Annotated in this window: 14 protein-coding genes; 11 read left to right on the plus strand and 3 right to left on the minus strand. The window is 62.9% G+C overall.

What is annotated here, in order from left to right:
• Positions 1-282: 282 nt before the first annotated feature.
• A complete protein-coding gene (locus AC0L2U_RS15795; RefSeq protein WP_127320737.1) occupies positions 283-1,104 on the minus strand; it encodes a pyruvate, water dikinase regulatory protein in 822 nt (273 codons plus the stop codon).
• A gap of 405 nt (positions 1,105-1,509) precedes the next feature.
• On the opposite strand from AC0L2U_RS15795, the gene hemE reads away from it, so the two are divergent.
• The 3 genes from hemE to rho all read left to right on the plus strand — a co-directional run bounded on the left by hemE (position 1,510) and on the right by rho (position 4,573).
• Complete coding sequence (hemE, locus tag AC0L2U_RS15800; protein ID WP_473602161.1) at positions 1,510-2,541, plus strand: uroporphyrinogen decarboxylase; 1,032 nt, start codon at positions 1,510-1,512, stop codon at positions 2,539-2,541.
• Positions 2,541-3,077 carry a protoporphyrinogen oxidase HemJ gene (hemJ, locus tag AC0L2U_RS15805; RefSeq protein ID WP_473602162.1) on the plus strand — a complete coding sequence of 179 codons (537 nt, stop codon included), beginning with the start codon at positions 2,541-2,543 and terminating at the stop codon, positions 3,075-3,077. The genes hemE and hemJ overlap by 1 nt, the downstream gene beginning before the upstream one ends.
• Positions 3,078-3,307: 230 nt before the next feature.
• On the plus strand, positions 3,308-4,573 hold the full coding sequence (rho, locus tag AC0L2U_RS15810; protein WP_127268017.1) for a transcription termination factor Rho: 1,266 nt from the start codon (positions 3,308-3,310) through the stop codon (positions 4,571-4,573).
• A gap of 241 nt (positions 4,574-4,814) precedes the next feature.
• Here rho and AC0L2U_RS15815 read toward each other — a convergent pair whose 3' ends face one another.
• Positions 4,815-6,833 carry a thioredoxin domain-containing protein gene (locus tag AC0L2U_RS15815; protein ID WP_473602163.1) on the minus strand — a complete coding sequence of 673 codons (2,019 nt, stop codon included), beginning with the start codon at positions 6,831-6,833 and terminating at the stop codon, positions 4,815-4,817.
• A gap of 64 nt (positions 6,834-6,897) precedes the next feature.
• Between AC0L2U_RS15815 and mnmE the strand changes: the two genes are divergently transcribed.
• From mnmE to AC0L2U_RS15840, 5 genes are all read left to right on the plus strand, one after another.
• Positions 6,898-8,229 carry a tRNA uridine-5-carboxymethylaminomethyl(34) synthesis GTPase MnmE gene (gene mnmE / locus AC0L2U_RS15820; protein WP_473602164.1) on the plus strand — a complete coding sequence of 444 codons (1,332 nt, stop codon included), beginning with the start codon at positions 6,898-6,900 and terminating at the stop codon, positions 8,227-8,229.
• A 471-nt stretch (positions 8,230-8,700) separates the two neighbouring features.
• On the plus strand, positions 8,701-10,581 hold the full coding sequence (gene mnmG / locus AC0L2U_RS15825) for a tRNA uridine-5-carboxymethylaminomethyl(34) synthesis enzyme MnmG (protein WP_473602165.1): 1,881 nt from the start codon (positions 8,701-8,703) through the stop codon (positions 10,579-10,581).
• Positions 10,578-11,210, plus strand: a complete 633-nt coding sequence (rsmG, locus tag AC0L2U_RS15830; protein ID WP_128363698.1) for a 16S rRNA (guanine(527)-N(7))-methyltransferase RsmG — start codon at positions 10,578-10,580, stop codon at positions 11,208-11,210. The genes mnmG and rsmG overlap by 4 nt, the downstream gene beginning before the upstream one ends.
• 52 nt (positions 11,211-11,262) lie before the next feature.
• The gene (locus tag AC0L2U_RS15835) at positions 11,263-12,063 is read left to right on the plus strand and encodes a ParA family protein (RefSeq protein ID WP_081738757.1); all 801 of its coding nucleotides are present in this window, start codon (positions 11,263-11,265) and stop codon (positions 12,061-12,063) included.
• 69 nt (positions 12,064-12,132) lie between these two features.
• The gene (locus AC0L2U_RS15840; protein WP_292661455.1) at positions 12,133-13,023 is read left to right on the plus strand and encodes a ParB/RepB/Spo0J family partition protein; all 891 of its coding nucleotides are present in this window, start codon (positions 12,133-12,135) and stop codon (positions 13,021-13,023) included.
• 209 nt (positions 13,024-13,232) lie between these two features.
• Here the strand turns inward: AC0L2U_RS15840 and holA are convergent, their stop codons facing one another.
• Positions 13,233-14,279: a DNA polymerase III subunit delta gene (gene holA / locus AC0L2U_RS15845; RefSeq protein WP_292696911.1), complete on the minus strand. Its 1,047-nt coding sequence runs from the start codon at positions 14,277-14,279 to the stop codon at positions 13,233-13,235.
• Between the two features lie 447 nt (positions 14,280-14,726).
• On the opposite strand from holA, the gene AC0L2U_RS15850 reads away from it, so the two are divergent.
• The 3 genes from AC0L2U_RS15850 to AC0L2U_RS15860 all read left to right on the plus strand — a co-directional run.
• Complete coding sequence (locus tag AC0L2U_RS15850; RefSeq protein ID WP_292661452.1) at positions 14,727-15,959, plus strand: 3-methyl-2-oxobutanoate dehydrogenase (2-methylpropanoyl-transferring) subunit alpha; 1,233 nt, start codon at positions 14,727-14,729, stop codon at positions 15,957-15,959.
• A gap of 3 nt (positions 15,960-15,962) precedes the next feature.
• Positions 15,963-16,976 (plus strand): alpha-ketoacid dehydrogenase subunit beta, encoded by a 1,014-nt coding sequence (locus AC0L2U_RS15855; protein ID WP_292661450.1) that lies wholly within the window; start codon positions 15,963-15,965, stop codon positions 16,974-16,976.
• A 1-nt stretch (position 16,977) separates the two neighbouring features.
• A partial coding sequence (locus AC0L2U_RS15860; RefSeq protein WP_473602166.1) for a biotin/lipoyl-containing protein occupies positions 16,978-17,441 on the plus strand: 464 nt, incomplete at its 3' end.

Consider the following 17,441-nt stretch of genomic DNA (forward strand, 5'->3'; position numbering starts at 1 on the left):
TGCACTCGGGCGCAGACACAGGCGCGGTTGGAGTTTGAGCTCTAATCTGTAGCGTTGGCGCCGCCCCTCATTGTCCTGCCGGACATTTCTCCCCGTATAGAGACGGGGAGAAAGGGCAGCTTCAGCTCGGGCGCTCTTTCCGGCTACGCTGGTGATTGGCGATACCATCGGCGACAGCGCCCCTCTCCCCGTCTCCATACGGGGAGAGGATGCCGGCAGGCAGGTGAGGGGCGGCGCCGAATTTCCGCCAGGGAAGACTCGGAAAACGCACTCCTCGCTCATCTATCTATTCTTCCCCCGTAGGGCAACGATGGCCGCCGCCGTTTCCTCGATCGAGCGGCGGCTGACGTCGATCATCGGCCAGCCATGGCGCGTGCAGATCTTGCGGGCATAGGCGAGCTCTTCGCCGATTGCGGCGCGGTCGACATAATCCGATGCCTCATACGAGCCGCTGTTGCCGAGGATGCGGTTTTGCCGGACATGCGAGATGCGCTCGGCGGTGGCGATCAGCCCGACGATGAGCGGCTTGCTGGCGGCAACCAGGCTTTCCGGCACCGGCACGCCAAGCACGATCGGGATGTTGGCGGTCTTGATGCCGCGGTTGGCGAGATAGATGCTGGTCGGCGTCTTCGACGTGCGAGAAATGCCGATCAGCACCACATCGGCATCGTCCATGTTGAGCGGCAACTGGCCGTCATCATGGTCCATGGTGAAATTGAGCGCGTCGATGCGGCGGAAATATTCGGCGTCGAGGACATGCTGGGCGCCGACGCGGCGGCCGGCCGGGGTGCCGAGATAGGACTGGAACACGGTCAGCACCGGCTCCAGCACCGATACACAGGGCAGGCCCATGGCCGCGCAGCGCTCGTCGATGCCACGCGCCAGCTTTTGGTCGACGACCGTATAGAGGATGATGCCCGGCTCCTCCTCGATGTCCTCGAACACCTTCGCCACCTGCTTTTCGGTGCGGATCAGCGGATAGATATGCTCGATGGCGCGCGCGTCCTTGTATTGCGCCGAAGCTGCCCGACCGGCGGCAAGCAGCGTTTCGCCGGTCGCGTCCGAAATCAGGTGCAGGTGGAAGAAGCTCTGGGGTTTGTTCACAGGGGGTCACCTGGGGCTGTGGGCTTCTGTGGATAAAGCGGGATGAAAAGACTGGCCTGTCGGAGGCGACTGTATCAGATGGCAGTTTGTCCACAATTCGATGCGCTGTCAGCTTCGTCGGGCGACTGGGGACAAGTTTGGGGACGGCTTTTTTCGACTACGGTCCGTCCACAGGACCTGCCTTTCACCACTGTGCCTAACACTTTGACTCGATTGATCGATTCAGAGCTATCCCCAGAACCCTACATCTGGGAAAAAGAAGCACGCGACAATATGTTGGCTGGTGTTTTCCGGGGCAAAGCGGGACAGGTGACAACCACCAGAACCAACAGACTCTTAGAATCAGAAGAATCTTAGATATAAGAATCTTTGATTATAGAAGAGGCTGGGAGAAGCGAGCGCCCGATGCCCCAGAACCGGATCATGCTGGATGTCCTGAAGGGCAAGGCTCATTTTCCGCCTCCGCTCTGGATGATGCGTCAGGCCGGACGCTATCTGCCGGAGTATCGGGAGACACGCAAACGCGCGGGCTCGTTCCTGGACCTCTGCTATGATCCCGACCTTGCGGTCGAAGTGACCTTGCAGCCGATCGAGCGTTTTGGTTTCGATGCCTCGATCCTGTTTTCCGATATCCTTGTGGTTCCGCATGCGCTTGGCCGTGACGTCCGCTTCGAAGAGGGCAGAGGGCCGCTGCTGACGCCGATCACCGCGCCGGAGATTTTGGCTCTGGAAAGCAAGGTGTTTCACGTGAATCTCGAACCGGTCTACGAGACGGTTCGCCGGTTGCGGGCCAAACTGCCCGAAGAGACAACCCTGATAGGCTTCTGCGGCGCGCCGTGGACGGTGGCGACCTACATGATCGCCGGTCATGGCACGCCCGACCAGGCGCCGGCGCGGCTTTTCGCCTATCGCGAACCGGTGGCCTTTCAACGATTGCTGAAGGTGCTTGCCGAACATTCGGCCGCCTATCTCATCCGCCAGATCGAAGCGGGTGCGGATGTGGTGCAGATATTCGATTCCTGGTCCGGCGTGCTGGACGATGAGAGTTTCGACCTGTTCTGCGTTCAGCCAATGGCCGAGATCGTTGGCCGGGTGCGGGCGGTTCATCCCGATGTTCCGATCATCGGTTTTCCCAAGGGTGCCGGTTCGCGCTACCGGACCTATCGACAGAAGACCGGCGTGACGGCGCTGGGGATCGACTGGACGGTACCCCTGATCGCAGCGAAGGAATTGCAGCGCTCGGGTGCGGTTCAGGGCAATCTCGATCCCTTGCGCCTCGTGGCTGGCGGCAAGGCGCTATCCGACGGCGTCGAGGCGATCCTGGGAGCGCTGGGAGACGGACCGCTGATCTTCAATCTCGGTCACGGCATCACGCCGGAGACGCCGATCGCCCATGTCGAGGCGATGGTGAATCAGGTGCGGAGCGCGACACGCTGATGGCTGAGATGAAAAACACGAACAGCACCGGTCAGGCGATGATGCGGATGATGTCAGGTATCGCGGTGCTGGTCGTTCTCACCGCGCTTTTGTATTTCGCGGCACCCGACAGCTTCTATCTCTGGGCAAAGGCGATCCATATCCTCGCCGTCATCTCATGGATGGCGGGCATGCTCTATCTGCCGCGGCTGCTGGTCTATCATGCCGATGCCGAGAAGGGCTCGGTGCAATCGGAGACCTTCAAGGTGATGGAGCGGCGCCTGCTGCGCGGCATCATCAACCCGGCGATGATCGTCACCTGGGTGTTCGGCCTGTGGCTCGCCTGGAAGGGTTTTGGTTTCCAGGGCGGCTGGCTGCATGCCAAGATCGGTGCGGTGCTTTTGCTGTCCGCAGTTCACGGATATCTGGCCGGCGCGGTGCGCAAATTCGCCGAGGACCGCAATGAAAAACCGGCCAGGCACTGGCGGATGATCAACGAGATCCCCACATTGCTGATGATCGCAATCGTCATCCTGGTGGTGGTCAAGCCGTTCTGATGCATGCTGCTCAAAAACGGCCAGGAGACAACGACGGGCAGTGATGCGTTTCAAGCCTTCATAGGTCACGCAAAACGCAGCTTGCTCTTTCACCCGACCGACGATAAAAGACGGGTCTTCCTTCCCGTCATGCGCCGCCCCTCATTGTTTTCGGCCGCGCCCGGCATTTGTCGCATCCCGCCGATATTTTCCCAAAGCCTACCCAGACTCCATCTATTCAAGGTCCGTCTATGCAAGAAATGAAACTCGCCGAGTTCAAGAACAAGAAACCGCCAGAGCTGATCGCTTATGCCGAATCGCTCGAGGTCGAAAACGCCAGCGTCATGCGCAAGCAGGAGCTGATGTTTGCGATCCTGAAGAAGCTGGCCGCCCAGGAGATCGAGATCATCGGTGATGGCGTGGTCGAGGTGCTGCAGGACGGTTTCGGCTTCCTGCGCTCCGCCAATGCCAATTATCTGCCAGGTCCCGACGACATCTATATTTCGCCGTCGCAGATCCGGCGCTTTTCGCTGAAGACCGGCGATACGGTCGAAGGGCCGATCCGCAGCCCGAAAGAGGGCGAGCGCTATTTCGCGCTGCTGAAGGTCAACACCATCAATTTCGACGATCCCGAAAAGATCCGCCACAAGATCCACTTCGACAATCTGACGCCGCTCTATCCGACCAAGCGGCTGAAGATGGAGATCGAGAATGCGACCACCAAGGACATCTCGCCGCGTGTGATCGACCTGGTCGCGCCGATCGGCAAGGGACAGCGCGCTCTGATCAACGCGCAGCCGCGTACCGGCAAGACGGTTCTGATGCAGAACATCGCCCACTCGATCACCGCCAACCATCCGGAATGCTATCTAATCGTGCTGCTGATCGACGAGCGGCCGGAAGAAGTGACCGACATGCAGCGCTCGGTGAAGGGCGAGGTGATCTCCTCGACCTTCGACGAGCCGGCGGTGCGCCACGTGCAGGTCGCCGAAATGGTCATCGAGAAGGCCAAGCGCCTGGTCGAGCATGGCCGCGACGTCGTCATCCTGCTCGATTCGATCACCCGCCTCGGCCGCGCCTACAACACCGTCGTGCCGTCATCCGGCAAGGTGCTGACCGGCGGTGTCGACGCCAACGCGCTGCAGCGGCCGAAGCGCTTCTTCGGCGCCGCCCGCAACATCGAGGAAGGCGGTTCGCTGACCATCATCGCCACCGCGCTGATCGATACCGGCAGCCGCATGGACGAAGTCATCTTCGAAGAGTTCAAGGGCACCGGCAACTGCGAAATCCAGCTCGACCGCAAGGTGGCCGACAAGCGCATCTATCCGGCCATGGACATCTTGAAGTCCGGCACCCGCAAGGAAGACCTGCTGGTTTCCAAGCAGGATCTGCAGAAGATCTTCGTGCTGCGCCGCATCCTGGCGCCGATGGGAACCACCGACGCAATCGAGTTCCTGATCGACAAGCTCAAGCAGACCAAGACCAATGCGGATTTCTTCGATTCGATGAACACGTAAGAGGACTGGCGAGGGCCAACGGGCAACTGCTTGCGCTGCCCCTCATCCGCCTGCCGGCACCTTCTCCCCGTATAGTGACGGGGAGAAGGGAGATGGCTGCACCCTCGGCGCTCGTTTGAAAATTGGCGAAACCGTCCATGACGGCGTCTTTCTCCCCGTCCCTATACGGGAGAAATGCCCGGCAGGGCAATGAGGGGCGGCGCCAGCGCCGCAATTTTGGGCTGATCGAGCAGCGTTGCCCTTATAGCCCTCGCAACAATCGTTCCAACTCTTCAGCATCCGTCACGACCGGCAAACACACCTGCCCAGTACACAACCATGCACCCGCCTCGTTGGTCGGCGGCAGGATTCCGCCAGGCAGCAAGGGTCGATTCGTACCCGTACCGATCGGCACGACAACGTCGACGCGGCGGGGGTCCGGACTTCGATTCGCAATCGGAACGAGCTTTGGATCGTCAAGCGCATCGACGATGACCAGTTTGAGTGGCTCGATCGCCAGCGCGCAGGCGTTGACGATGCCGGCCTGGCCATAGGCCTGGTGCGCCGCGCGGCCGGCGGCGTGCTCGGCAACTTGCCAGGCCCTTTCCTGCAGGTCGACATTGCCGGTGACGGAGGCCAGCCGGACCAGTGCCTCGATGATCTGGCCGGTGGCGGAGGGAATGGCCTCGTCGACATCGCCGCGGATGCGGATCGGCACGTCGGTGCTGTCCGAGGCGGTCAGGTAATAACCTGTCTTTTCGGTATCGGCGTGCCAATGGTCGAGCTGCTCGATAAACTGGCCGGCCTGGTCGACATAGCTCCAATTCCCAGTGGCCTCGAACAGCGAGATCGCTGCGTTGGCCATGGCGGCATAGTCGCTGGACAAAGCAGGGAATAGTTTTCTGGCGCCGAGCATCGAATGCGGCAGACGGCCGTCGCGGCCGGCGGTGCTGATGTGGGCAAAGGCCTTTGCCGCCGCGTCGATCCAGTCGGGCCGCGCCAGCGACCGGCCGGCCTCTGCAAGCGCTGCGATCATCTGGCCGTTCCAGTCGGTGAGGGTCTTTGCGTCAAGACCGGGCCTGACCCGCTGTTCCCGCACGGTGAGGAGTTTCGCCTTGAGCGGGCCGATCTCTTCGCGATCGATCACATAGTGCGATTGCTGGGACAGGGTTTGGTGGACGACCGGCTTGCCTTCCCAGCCGTGCGGGCTGGAGAGCGTGAAGTGTTTGAAAAACAAGGCGGAATCGTCGCCGAGGGCGGCCTCGATCTCGTCTTGGCTCCAGGTGTAGAACAGCCCTTCCTCGCCGTCGCTGTCGGCATCGAGACTGGCGGCAAAGGCGCCGCCGTCGACGCGCATCTCGCGCAGCAGCCAGCCGATCGTCTCTTCGATTCGGACCCGGAACAACTCGTTGCCGCTTGCGACATGGGCCCAGTTGCAGAAGCGGATCAGCTGGGCATTGTCGTAGAGCATCTTTTCGAAATGCGGCACCAGCCATTCGGCATCGGTCGAGTAACGGCTGAGCCCGCCGCCGACATGGTCGTAGATGCCGCCGCTGACCATCTGTTCGAGGCTGTTGAGAACGTCGTCGCGATGGCTGGCGTTGCCGTCGCGCAGCCAGGACAGCCACAGCGTTTGCATGAACGGTGCATTGGGAAATTTCGGCGCGCCACGCAAGCCGCCCAGATCGCGGTCGATCATGCCGTCTATGCCCTTGGCAAGCTCAGCCAGCGTGTCGCGATCGAGCCCTGTTTTCGCGTGCGAGCCGGCGAGCCGTGCCTGGACATGTGTGGTCAGGCCGTCGGCGCTCTGGTTGAGGCTCGCCCGCTTCTCGCGCCAGGCCTTGTCCACCGCCTCCATCACCTGGATGAAACCGGGGCGGCCGTAGCGTGGCTCGCGCGGAAAGTAGGTGCCGCCCCAGAACGGCTTGCCGTCCGGCGTCAGGAACATGGTCAGCGGCCAGCCACCCTGCTCGCCCATCGAGGACAGCGCCGCCATATAGATCTGGTCGATGTCGGGGCGTTCCTCGCGGTCGACCTTGATATTGACGAACAGACGGTTCATGACGGCGGCGACACCATCGTCCTCGAAGCTTTCATGCGCCATGACGTGGCACCAGTGGCAGGCGGCATAGCCGACCGAGAGCAGGATCGGCCTGTCCAGCGCCTTCGCCTCCTCGAGCGAAGCCGGCGACCAGGCCCGCCAGTGGACGGGATTGCCGCTGTGCTGCTGCAAATAGGGGCTGGCTTCTTCGGCAAGCAGGTTTTGCGCTGGCAGCGTCACTGGGCAAACTCGGGTGCGATTGGCTGATGGGCGTAAAGCTAGGGCGGTTCGGTAGAGCGGGCAAATGATTTCAGGCGATTCCATCGTAGCGCTGTCGAGCGGCCGGCTGCCGGCCGGCGTCGCCGTCATCCGTATTTCCGGCCCACAGACTCGATTCGTAGTCGAAACGATCGCCGGGGGTATGGTTAAGCCCCGCGTCGCGGTCTTGCGCAGATTCAGGGCGCCCGATGGAACCGTGCTCGATAACGGCTTGGTCGTTTTCTTTCCCAATCCGGCCAGTTTCACCGGCGAGGATGTGGCGGAATTCCACGTTCATGGCGGACGCGCCGTGGTGGGCAGGATGCTGGAGACGATTACTGGTTTCGACGGCGTCAGGCACGCGGAACCGGGCGAATTCACGCGCCGCGCCTTTCTCAACGGCAAGGTCGACCTGGTTGAGACCGAGGCCCTGGCGGATCTCGTCAACGCTGAAACCGAGGCGCAGCGGCGTTTTGCTGTCCAAAATGCCGAAGGCGCTCAGAGCGAACTCTATCTCGGCTGGCGTCGCAGGTTGGTTCACGCCCGCGCCATGATCGAGGCGGAGATCGATTTTGCCGATGAAGACGATGTCCCCGGTTCCGTTTCGGATACGGTTTGGTCCGATGTCAAAACTATGATCGGCGAGATCGACCGGCACATTGCCGGATTTCGTGCTGCCGAAATCATCCGTGACGGCTTCGAGGTCGTTATCCTTGGCGCGCCCAACGCCGGCAAGTCGAGTCTGTTCAACGCCCTGGCGCGGCGGGATGCCGCTATAGTAACGGATGAACCCGGCACGACGCGGGATCTGCTTGAAGTGACACTTGATCTCCAGGGGCTGCGGGTCCGGCTTACAGATACGGCCGGGCTGCACGATGCGCCGGGAAAGGTCGAGGCTATCGGCATCGAGAAGGCCAGGGCCAAGGCGCATGGCGCCGATCTCTTGCTCTTGCTGCAGGACATCGCGAACCCACGAGATGTCGGCGAGCTGCCGAGTGTGGCGCCGACCTTGCGCGTCGGCACCAAGCTCGATCTGTTGGAAAACCGCGCGGCGAGCGACGCGACGGAGGATAATGCCCTTGTCATTTCGGTAAAGAACGGGACGGGCGTCGAGGAACTGCTGGGGGAAATCGGCCGGCGGGCAGCGAAAGCAGCCGGCAGCGTCGGCGATGTCCTGCCGTCGCGCCTGCGCCACGTCGAATTGCTCGGCGAAGCGAATAGCCACCTGCGTCGCGCAACCGACGGCCGGACTGTCGGGCAGGAATTGCGCGCCGAGGAGTTGCGGCTTGCAGCAGATCGCCTGGGCCGTATTGTCGGCGCCATCGACGTCGAGGACATGCTGGACGTGATTTTCTCACAGTTCTGCATTGGGAAATGACTCACGTGAAACAATGCGCTTTCGTAAAATGACTCAGTTGTCGATGCAGAGATTTTGATGGACCGTTGGAACGCCCCATCGCTTCGTCATCCACGGGCGGAGCAAGGAGCGTAGCGACGCGGCGCAGACCCGAGGATCCATGCCGCGACTTCTGAGCGCGCGCCACGGTGCAGAATTCTGATCCGCTGTACTCTTTGGCCAAGATCACGGCATGGATCCTAGGGTCTCCGCGACGTCGCTTCGCTCCTGCTTTGCCCTAGGATGACGAACGTTGCGAACGCTTGGGTAAGACCTTCGAGCAGCGGCAAGGTGCGACTCACGTGAAACATCGGTGCCCCGATGACTCACGTGAAACACACGCGATGGCGGTGCAAGGCTGTTTCACGTGAAACGACTCGCGGAGTTTTCTTGACAGCAAAGGCTCGCGGGGACATGTGTCCCTCAAATCTTTTGAGTCTGGGACGTTTGGAAATGACCAATCACTATGATGTGGTTGTGGTGGGCGGCGGTCACGCGGGTTGCGAGGCGGCCAGCGCTGCCGCGCGCGCTGGTGCCAAGACCGCGCTGGTGACGCTGCGCTTTGATACGATCGGGGTCATGTCCTGCAATCCGGCGATCGGCGGGCTCGGCAAGGGCCACCTGGTGCGCGAGATCGATGCCATGGATGGCCTGATGGGCCGCGTGGCGGACGCGGCCGGCATTCAGTTCCGCCTGCTCAACCGCCGCAAGGGTCCCGCCGTGCGCGGCCCTCGTACGCAGGCCGACCGGAAGCTTTATCGTCTTGCCATGCAGGAAGCGATTCGGCAGCAGAACGATCTCGACGTGGTTGAAGGCGAGGTTCTGGATTTTGAGATCGCCGATGGGCGGATCACGGCTGTTCTCCTGGCCGACGGCAGGCGGCTTGCCTGCGGTGCGGTCGTCCTGACGACCGGGACTTTTCTGCGCGGCCTCATTCATATTGGCGAGAAGAAGATTGTCGCCGGCCGCATGAACGAGCAGGCCAGCCTTGGGCTCTCGGCGACGATGGACCGCGCAGGCTTCAAGCTTGGACGGCTGAAGACCGGGACGCCGCCGCGGCTCGATGGCCGGACCATCGACTGGACGACGCTGGAAAGCCAGGCCGCGGATGAGAATCCGGTGCCGTTCTCGCTGATGACCGACTGCATCACCAGGCCGCAGATCGAGTGCGGCATCACCCGCACGACGCCGGCCACGCATGAGTTGATCCGCGCCAATCTTGGCCGCTCGGCCATGTATTCCGGCTCGATCGAGGGCGTCGGGCCGCGTTATTGCCCGTCGATCGAGGACAAGATCGTCAAGTTCGGCGATAGGGACGGGCACCAGATCTTTCTGGAGCCGGAAGGGCTGGACGATGATACCGTCTATCCCAATGGGATTTCCACCTCGTTGCCCGAAGATGTGCAGCTCGATATATTGAAAACCATTCCGGGGCTGGAGCGCGCAATCATGCTGCAGCCCGGCTATGCCATCGAGTATGATCATGTCGATCCGCGCGAACTGCATCAGACGCTGGAGACGAAGCGCATCGGTGGTCTCTTCCTCGCCGGGCAGATCAACGGCACGACCGGCTATGAGGAAGCAGCCGGGCAAGGTCTGCTCGCAGGCCTCAACGCGGCGCGGCGGGCGGCGGGGAGCGAGCAAATCGTGCTCAGCCGCACCGAGGCGTATATCGGCGTGATGGTCGACGATTTGACCAGCCGCGGCATCGCAGAGCCCTACCGGATGTTCACGTCACGGGCCGAGTTCCGGCTATCGCTGCGTGCCGACAATGCCGATGAGCGACTGACGCCTATGGCTGCGAAACTGGGCATCGCCTCGGCACAGCGCATGCAGCGCTACGGGCAGGTCATGCAAAGCCTGGATGAGGCGCGGGATTTGGCGAAGTCGCTCGCCATGACGCCGAATGAGGCGGCGCGGCACGGGCTGGACATCAACCGGGATGGCGTGCGCCGGTCCGGCTATGAATTGCTTTCCTATCCCGACGTCGACGTCGCTTGGCTGGCTGGCGTCGATCCGCGCTTTGCGGCGATCGACGGCAAGACGGCGGAGCGCCTCGAGACGGAAGCGAAGTATTCTGTCTATCTTGATCGCCAGAAGACCGACGTGGCGCAGATCCGTCATGAGGAGAGCCGGCTGATCCCCGAGACGGTCGATTTCGCCGGAGTGCCGGGTCTGTCGAACGAGCTGAAGCAGAAGATGCAGGCGCGGCGGCCGCGCTCCATCGCCGATGCCCAGCGCATGGAAGGCATGACGCCGGCGGCGCTGGCGATCATTGTCGCGCATGTCCGCCATGCAGAGAGCGCCCAGCGCCTACAAAAGGATGTTGCGTGAGTAGTATTTCCCTAGGGAGCCTGCAGGACGCGGCAGGCCCGGTTTCACGTGAAACATTCGATCGGCTGGTGGCGTTCGAGCAGATGTTCCAAAAATGGAACCGCAGCATCAACCTGGTGGCGCAGTCGACGTCGGGCGATGTCTGGCAGCGCCATATCCTGGACAGCGCCCAACTCGGGCGCATAGAACCCGTTGCCACACGCTGGGTGGATCTCGGCTCGGGCGGTGGATTTCCAGGCCTTGTGATGGCGTTCCTGCTGGCCGAACGCGACGGCGCCAGCATCGACCTAGTTGAAAGCAATCGCAAAAAGGCGTCCTTCCTGCAGACCGTCGTCGGCCAGTTCAGCCTGCCGGCGCGGGTCGTGGCGCGCCGCATAGATGACAGCCACGCGCTTGTTTCGACGCCGCAAATCGTCACGGCGCGGGCGCTGGCTCCGCTTTCGACCTTGCTGGAGCTGTCGGCGCCCTGGCTGATTTCCGGCGGGCGCGGCCTGTTCCACAAAGGCCGGGATTACCGCACCGAAGTGCAAGAAAGCGTTCACCGATGGTCCTTCGATCTGGTAGAACATCCAAGTGTGACCGACGTTGGCGGCGTCATCCTGGAATTGTCTAACCTGCGACCTGTCTGATCCGTCACTGACAGGCGATTTGGCGCCCAAAATGAATTTCTGGCATAAACCCATGATGAAGAATGGCCCCCGAATCATCACCGTAGCCAACCAGAAGGGCGGTGTTGGCAAGACGACGACCGCCATCAATCTGGCGACCGCGCTGGCTGCGATCGGCGAAAAGGTGCTGATCGTCGATCTCGATCCGCAGGGAAATGCCAGCACCGGCCTGGGCATCGACCGCAAGGACCGGACGGTGTCGTCCTATGACGTGCTGACCGGCGAGCTGGAGCTGGAAGCCGCGGCCATCCCCACAGCCGTGCCGGGCCTGTCGATCGTGCCGTCGACGCTCGACCTGCTCGGCATCGAAATGGAAATCGCCTCCGCGCCCGACCGGGTGCTGAAGCTGCGCAATGCGCTGCGCGCCGCGACCGAGCGCGGCGCACCGTTCGGCTATGTGCTGATCGACTGCCCGCCATCGCTCAACCTTTTGACGTTGAATTCAATGGCCGCGGCCGATTCTGTTCTCGTGCCGCTGCAATGCGAGTTCTTCGCGCTCGAAGGTCTCAGCCAGTTGCTGGAGACGGTCGAGCAGGTGCGCCGCTCGATCAATCCGGATCTCACCATCCAAGGCATCGTGCTGACCATGTATGACGGCCGCAACAATCTCGCCAACCAGGTCGTGCAGGATGTGCGGGCGCATATGGGCGACAAGGTCTACGAGACCATCATCCCGCGCAATGTGCGGGTGTCCGAGGCGCCGTCCTACGGCAAGCCGGCGATCCTCTACGATTTGAAATGCTCGGGCAGCCAGGCCTATCTGCAACTGGCATCGGAAGTGATCCGCCGCGAGCGCAAGTTACGCGCCGCTTGATGAGGCCGGATGCATAGTTAAGAGCCGATTCGATACCGAAACGATTTGGAATAGCCAACTGGAATAAAGATGAGCGAAGATCTTTCGAGAAAGAGACTTGGGCGTGGGCTAGCGGCGCTGATCGGCGAGATCGATCGCCCAGTAGCGCCTGAAAAACCTGGCATGAGCGCCGACGGCAAGGTGCCGATCGAGTTCCTGACCCCCAATCCGAAGAATCCGCGCCGGCATTTCGGCGACGCCGAGCTGACCGACCTCGCCCAGTCGATCCGCGAACACGGCGTCGTCCAGCCGGTGGTGGCGCGGCCTTCGCCGATACAGGCCGGACGCTACGAGATCATCGCCGGCGAGCGGCGCTGGCGTGCAGCGCAGCGCGCCGGGCTGTCCGAGATCCCGGTCATCATCCGTGAGGTCAACGATCGCACCGCACTCGAACTGGCGATCATCGAGAACGTCCAGCGCACCGATCTCAACGCGGTCGAGGAAGCGCTCGGCTATCAGCAGCTGATCGACGAGCACGGCTACACCCAGGCCGATCTCGGCCAGGTGATCGGCAAAAGCCGCAGCCATGTCGCCAACACGCTCAGGCTCTTGAAGCTGCCGGACGTGATTCGCGACATGCTGGTCGACGGCGCGCTGTCGGCGGGTCATGCCCGCACGCTGGTGACGGCGGAAGATCCGGCGGGCCTTGCCAAGCGCATCGTCGAAGAAGGACTTTCGGTGCGCCAGGCCGAAGCGCTGGCGCAGATGCCGGCCGGCACCAGCAGCGCCAGGGAAGCCAGGCCGGCGCCAAGTCCTGACGAAAAGGACGCCGACACGCTGGCGCTGGAAAAACTGTTGACCGATACGATCGGCATGATCGTGTCGGTGGATCACAAGGGCAGAGGCGGCACGCTGCGGGTAGCCTATCGCTCGCTGGAACAGCTCGATGAGTTGTGCAGGCGGCTGAAGCAGGAACGATAATTAGCCGGCGAATTATCTTCAGGCCGGGTTTTGGCGAAATCGGCGACGCCGCTAATCTCCCTCCTTGAGGGGGAGATGGCCGGCAGGCCAGAGGGGGTCGCCTCACACCAAGCGCCGGCGCCCTTGTGGAAACGAATAGGAGGCCAGCGCTCCACGCGCAACGACCCCCTCTGTCGCCTTCGGCGACATCTCCCCCTCGAGGGGGGAGATCAGCCGCGCTGCGCCAACCTACTGCTTTCCACCGCAATCCCCAGCAGCGCCTGCCGTGCCAGCGCCACGGCAAGGTCCGGCCGTCGCCGTGTCTGTAGCACCGCCGTCTGCAGCCGGGTCAGGGCGCGGCCGAGCGCGTCGGTGCTCCAGCGCTCCAGCGCCTTCTCGACCAGCTTGCGCCTGGAGAAAAACACCGGCGGGCGGGCGGCGGCGACGACCGAGGCGGCGTTGCGGTTGCCGGACTCCATCTGGCCGCGCATGATCTGGATCTGCTGCAACTGCCGCATCGCCGAGGACAGCACCAGGAAGGGCTGGCCGCCGGACTGGCAATGGCGAGTGAAGGCGATGTCGAAGTCGCCGATCTTGCCTTCGAGGAGCGCGTCGACCGCGTCGTCGAAAGACGCGCCGGAGACGTCGCCCGACATCGCCTTGACCTCCTCCAGCCCGATCTCGCTCTGGCCATGGGCGTAGAGCACGAGCTTCTCGATCTCGCCGCGCGAGGCCAGCCGGTCGCCGCCGAGATTGCGGCGCAGCGCCTGTCTCGCCTCCATGGTCATCGACATGCCGGCCTTGCTCAGTTCGGCGTCGATGACGCCGTCGATGTCGCGCGCTTCATCGGCATAGCAAGGCAGCGCCATGGCGTTGTCGGCCGCCTCGACGATGGCGCGCAATCCGACGCCTTTCTTGAGATCGCCGGCCTCGATGAGAATGATCGCATCGCGCGCAGGCTCCGCCGTCAGCGCCTTGACGTCGTCGGCCAATGCCTTCTGGCCGCTGGCATTGCGCACCCACAGCAGCCGCCGGTCGGAAAACATCGGCACGGTGCGGGCTTCGTCGAGCAGCCGGCCCTCGTCGCGGTCGACCTCCGAACCCTCCAGCCTGACCACCGAGAAGGGATCGTCGAGCGGCAGGCCGGTCTTGCCGGCAAACGCCTTCGCCCGCTCGGAGACGAGGCCGCGATCGGGGCCGTAAAGCAGGACGATCGAAATGCGCTGGTCCGGCTTCGCGAGCCAGCCGTCGACCTCGTACGCTTTCTTCTGTGCCATGGCGGGTTGGTTAGCATGATGCGGGCGTGGGGTGAACCGGGGTGTGCGTGATCTCCCCCCTCGAGGGGGAGATGGCCGGCAGGCCAAAGGGGGTCGGTTCGACTGGATGCGACATTCATGCGCCGAAAGAAGAAGTTGGCGCTCCATGCGCGGCGACCCCCTCTGTCGCCTTCGGCGACATCTCCCCCTCAAGGGGGGAGATTACGCTTCGCGCTTCCCCAATCACCTTATCTGCCGGCAAACCCGGCCCGACCTTCTCTCTAATTGCGCGCCGGCGCCCAACATCGACAAGAAATTTCGCGGACATATCTTCATCTTGGTGCGCGGGAGGCTGGATCGGCCGGCGCGGCCGGAACCGACGTCCGAAGGCTACCCGACGAATTCGCACTGGCCTGGCGGTGCAGATATGCAAATATCGGCACCAGGCAACATTGGAGGACAAAGGTCATGGCCGATGCTGGGATGTTGCGTTTTCACGTTCCGGAACCGGAAGTGCGGCCGGGCGGAACGCCCGATTTTTCCAATGTGCCGATCCCGAAGGCCGGCTCGGTGCCGCGCCCCGAGATCGATGTCGATCCGCGTACCATCCGCGATCATGCCTTCTCGATCATCCGCGTGCTGAACCGCACTGGCGAGGCCGTCGGTCCCTGGGCCGGACTGCTTTCCGATGAGGAACTTTTGGCCGGCCTGCGCCACATGATGACGCTGCGGACCTTCGATGCGCGCATGCAGATGGCGCAGCGGCAGGGCAAGACCTCCTTCTACATGCAGCATCTGGGCGAAGAGGCTGTCGCTTGTGCCTTCCGCAAGGCGCTCGAACCCGGCGACATGAACTTTCCGACCTATCGCCAGGCCGGGCTGCTGATCGCCGATGGCTACCCGATGGTCACGATGATGAACCAGATCTATTCCAACGAGGCCGACCCGCTGAAGGGCCGGCAATTGCCGGTCATGTATTCGTCGAAGGAGCACGGCTTCTTCTCGATCTCCGGCAATCTGGCAACGCAGTACATCCAGGCGGTCGGTTGGGCGATGGCCTCGGCGATCTCGAACGATTCGCGCATCGCAGCCGCCTGGATCGGCGACGGCTCGACCGCCGAATCCGATTTCCATTCGGCGCTGGTGTTCGCCTCCACCTACAAGGCGCCCGTGGTGCTCAACGTCGTCAACAACCAGTGGGCGATCTCGACCTTTCAAGGCATCGCGCGCGGCGGTTCCGGCACGTTCGCCGCCCGTGGCCTAGGCTTCGGCATCCCGTCGCTGCGCGTCGACGGCAACGACTATCTCGCCGTCCATGCGGTGGCCAAATGGGCGGCGGAGCGGGCGAGGAAGAATCTCGGGCCGACGCTGGTCGAATATGTCACCTACCGCACCGGCGCGCATTCGAGCTCGGACGACCCCTCGGCCTATCGGCCGAAGACCGAATCCGACGCCTGGCCACTCGGCGATCCTATCGTGCGGCTGAAGAACCATCTCATCGCGCTCGGCGTCTGGTCGGACGAGAGGCACGCGCAGGCCGAGGCGGAAATCCTCGACACGGTCATCGCCGCGCAGAAGGAAGCGGAAAGCCACGGCACGCTGCATGCCGGCGGCAAGCCGTCGACGCGCGACATGTTCGAAGGGCTCTATGCCGAGATGCCGCCGCATCTCAGACGCCAGCGCCAGCAGGCGGGAGTCTGAGCCATGCCGAGACGGACCATGATCGAGGCCATTCGCGAGGCCATGGATGTATCGATGGGGCGCGACGACAAAGTCGTCGTGTTCGGCGAAGATGTCGGCTTCTTCGGCGGCGTCTTCCGCTGCACGCAGGGCCTGCAGGCCAAATACGGCAAGAGCCGCTGCTTCGATGCGCCGATCAACGAATCCGGCATTGTCGGCTCGGCCATCGGCATGGCCGCCTATGGGCTGAAGCCGTGCGTGGAGATTCAGTTTGCCGACTACATGTATCCGGCCTACGACCAGCTGACCCAGGAAGCAGCGCGTCTTCGCTACCGCTCCAATGGCGATTTCACCTGCCCGATCGTGGTGCGCATGCCGACCGGCGGCGGCATCTTCGGCGGCCAGACGCACAGCCAGAGCCCGGAAGCGTTGTTCACCCATGTGTCGGGGCTGAAGACCGTGGTGCCGTCCAACCCGCACGACGCCAAGGGGCTCTTGATCGCGGCGATCGAAGACCCCGATCCGGTGATCTTCCTCGAACCGAAGCGGCTCTACAATGGTCCGTTCGACGGCCATCACGACCGGCCGGTGACGCCGTGGTCGAAACATGAGCTCGGCGAGGTCGCCGACGGCCACTACACTGTGCCGCTCGGCAAGGCGGCGATCCGCCGGCCGGGTTCCGCCATCACGGTGCTCGCCTACGGCACCATGGTCTATGTCGCGCAGGCGGCCGTCGAAGAAACGGGCATCGATGCCGAGATCATCGATCTCAGGACGCTTTTGCCGCTCGACCTCGACACGATCGTCGCCTCGGTCAAGAAGACCGGGCGCTGCGTCATCGTGCATGAGGCGACGCTGACGTCCGGCTTCGGCGCCGAACTGTCGGCGCTGGTGCAGGAAAACTGTTTTTATCACCTCGAAGCGCCGGTGGCGCGGGTCGCCGGCTGGGACACGCCCTATCCGCATGCGCAGGAGTGGGATTATTTCCCCGGTCCCGCCCGGGTCGGCCGTGCCCTGCTTGAAACCATGGGAGCCTGAGATGGGCGAACACATCATCAAGCTGCCCGATGTCGGCGAAGGTGTCGCCGAGGCCGAGCTGGTCGAATGGCACGTCAAGATCGGCGACATGGTGCGCGAGGACACTGTGCTTGCCGCCGTCATGACCGACAAGGCGACGGTCGAAATCCCATCGCCGGTCGATGGCGAAATCCTGTGGCTGGGCGCCGAGATCGGCGACACGGTGGCGATCGGCTCGCCCATCGTGCGGCTGAAGGTGGCGGGCGAGGGGAATGTTGTCGCAGACACGAAATCGCCAGAGGTCACAGCGGCATCTACCCCCACCCCTAACCCCTCCCCACAAGGGGGAGGAGGAGGCGCCACAGCTTCCAAGGGCGGAGCAAAACCTACCTCATCGTCATCAGCAAATCCCAAAGGAATCGAAGGCGGGGAAGCGGCGGCGACCGAATCCCCCTCCCCCTTGTGGGGAGGGGTTAGGGGTGGGGG

The sequence above is a fragment of the Mesorhizobium sp. WSM4808 genome, from assembly GCF_055811675.1.

Coding starts and splice junctions, on each gene's coding strand:
- holA (WP_292696911.1), bottom strand. CDS start 14,279: ATGGCACAGAAGAAAGCGTACGAGGTCGACGGCTGGCTCGCGAAGCCG.
- mnmE (WP_473602164.1), top strand. CDS start 6,898: ATGATTTCAGGCGATTCCATCGTAGCGCTGTCGAGCGGCCGGCTGCCG.
- AC0L2U_RS15855 (WP_292661450.1), top strand. CDS start 15,963: ATGCCGAGACGGACCATGATCGAGGCCATTCGCGAGGCCATGGATGTA.
- rho (WP_127268017.1), top strand. CDS start 3,308: ATGCAAGAAATGAAACTCGCCGAGTTCAAGAACAAGAAACCGCCAGAG.
- hemE (WP_473602161.1), top strand. CDS start 1,510: ATGCCCCAGAACCGGATCATGCTGGATGTCCTGAAGGGCAAGGCTCAT.
- AC0L2U_RS15835 (WP_081738757.1), top strand. CDS start 11,263: ATGATGAAGAATGGCCCCCGAATCATCACCGTAGCCAACCAGAAGGGC.
- hemJ (WP_473602162.1), top strand. CDS start 2,541: ATGGCTGAGATGAAAAACACGAACAGCACCGGTCAGGCGATGATGCGG.
- AC0L2U_RS15840 (WP_292661455.1), top strand. CDS start 12,133: ATGAGCGAAGATCTTTCGAGAAAGAGACTTGGGCGTGGGCTAGCGGCG.
- mnmG (WP_473602165.1), top strand. CDS start 8,701: ATGACCAATCACTATGATGTGGTTGTGGTGGGCGGCGGTCACGCGGGT.
- AC0L2U_RS15850 (WP_292661452.1), top strand. CDS start 14,727: ATGGCCGATGCTGGGATGTTGCGTTTTCACGTTCCGGAACCGGAAGTG.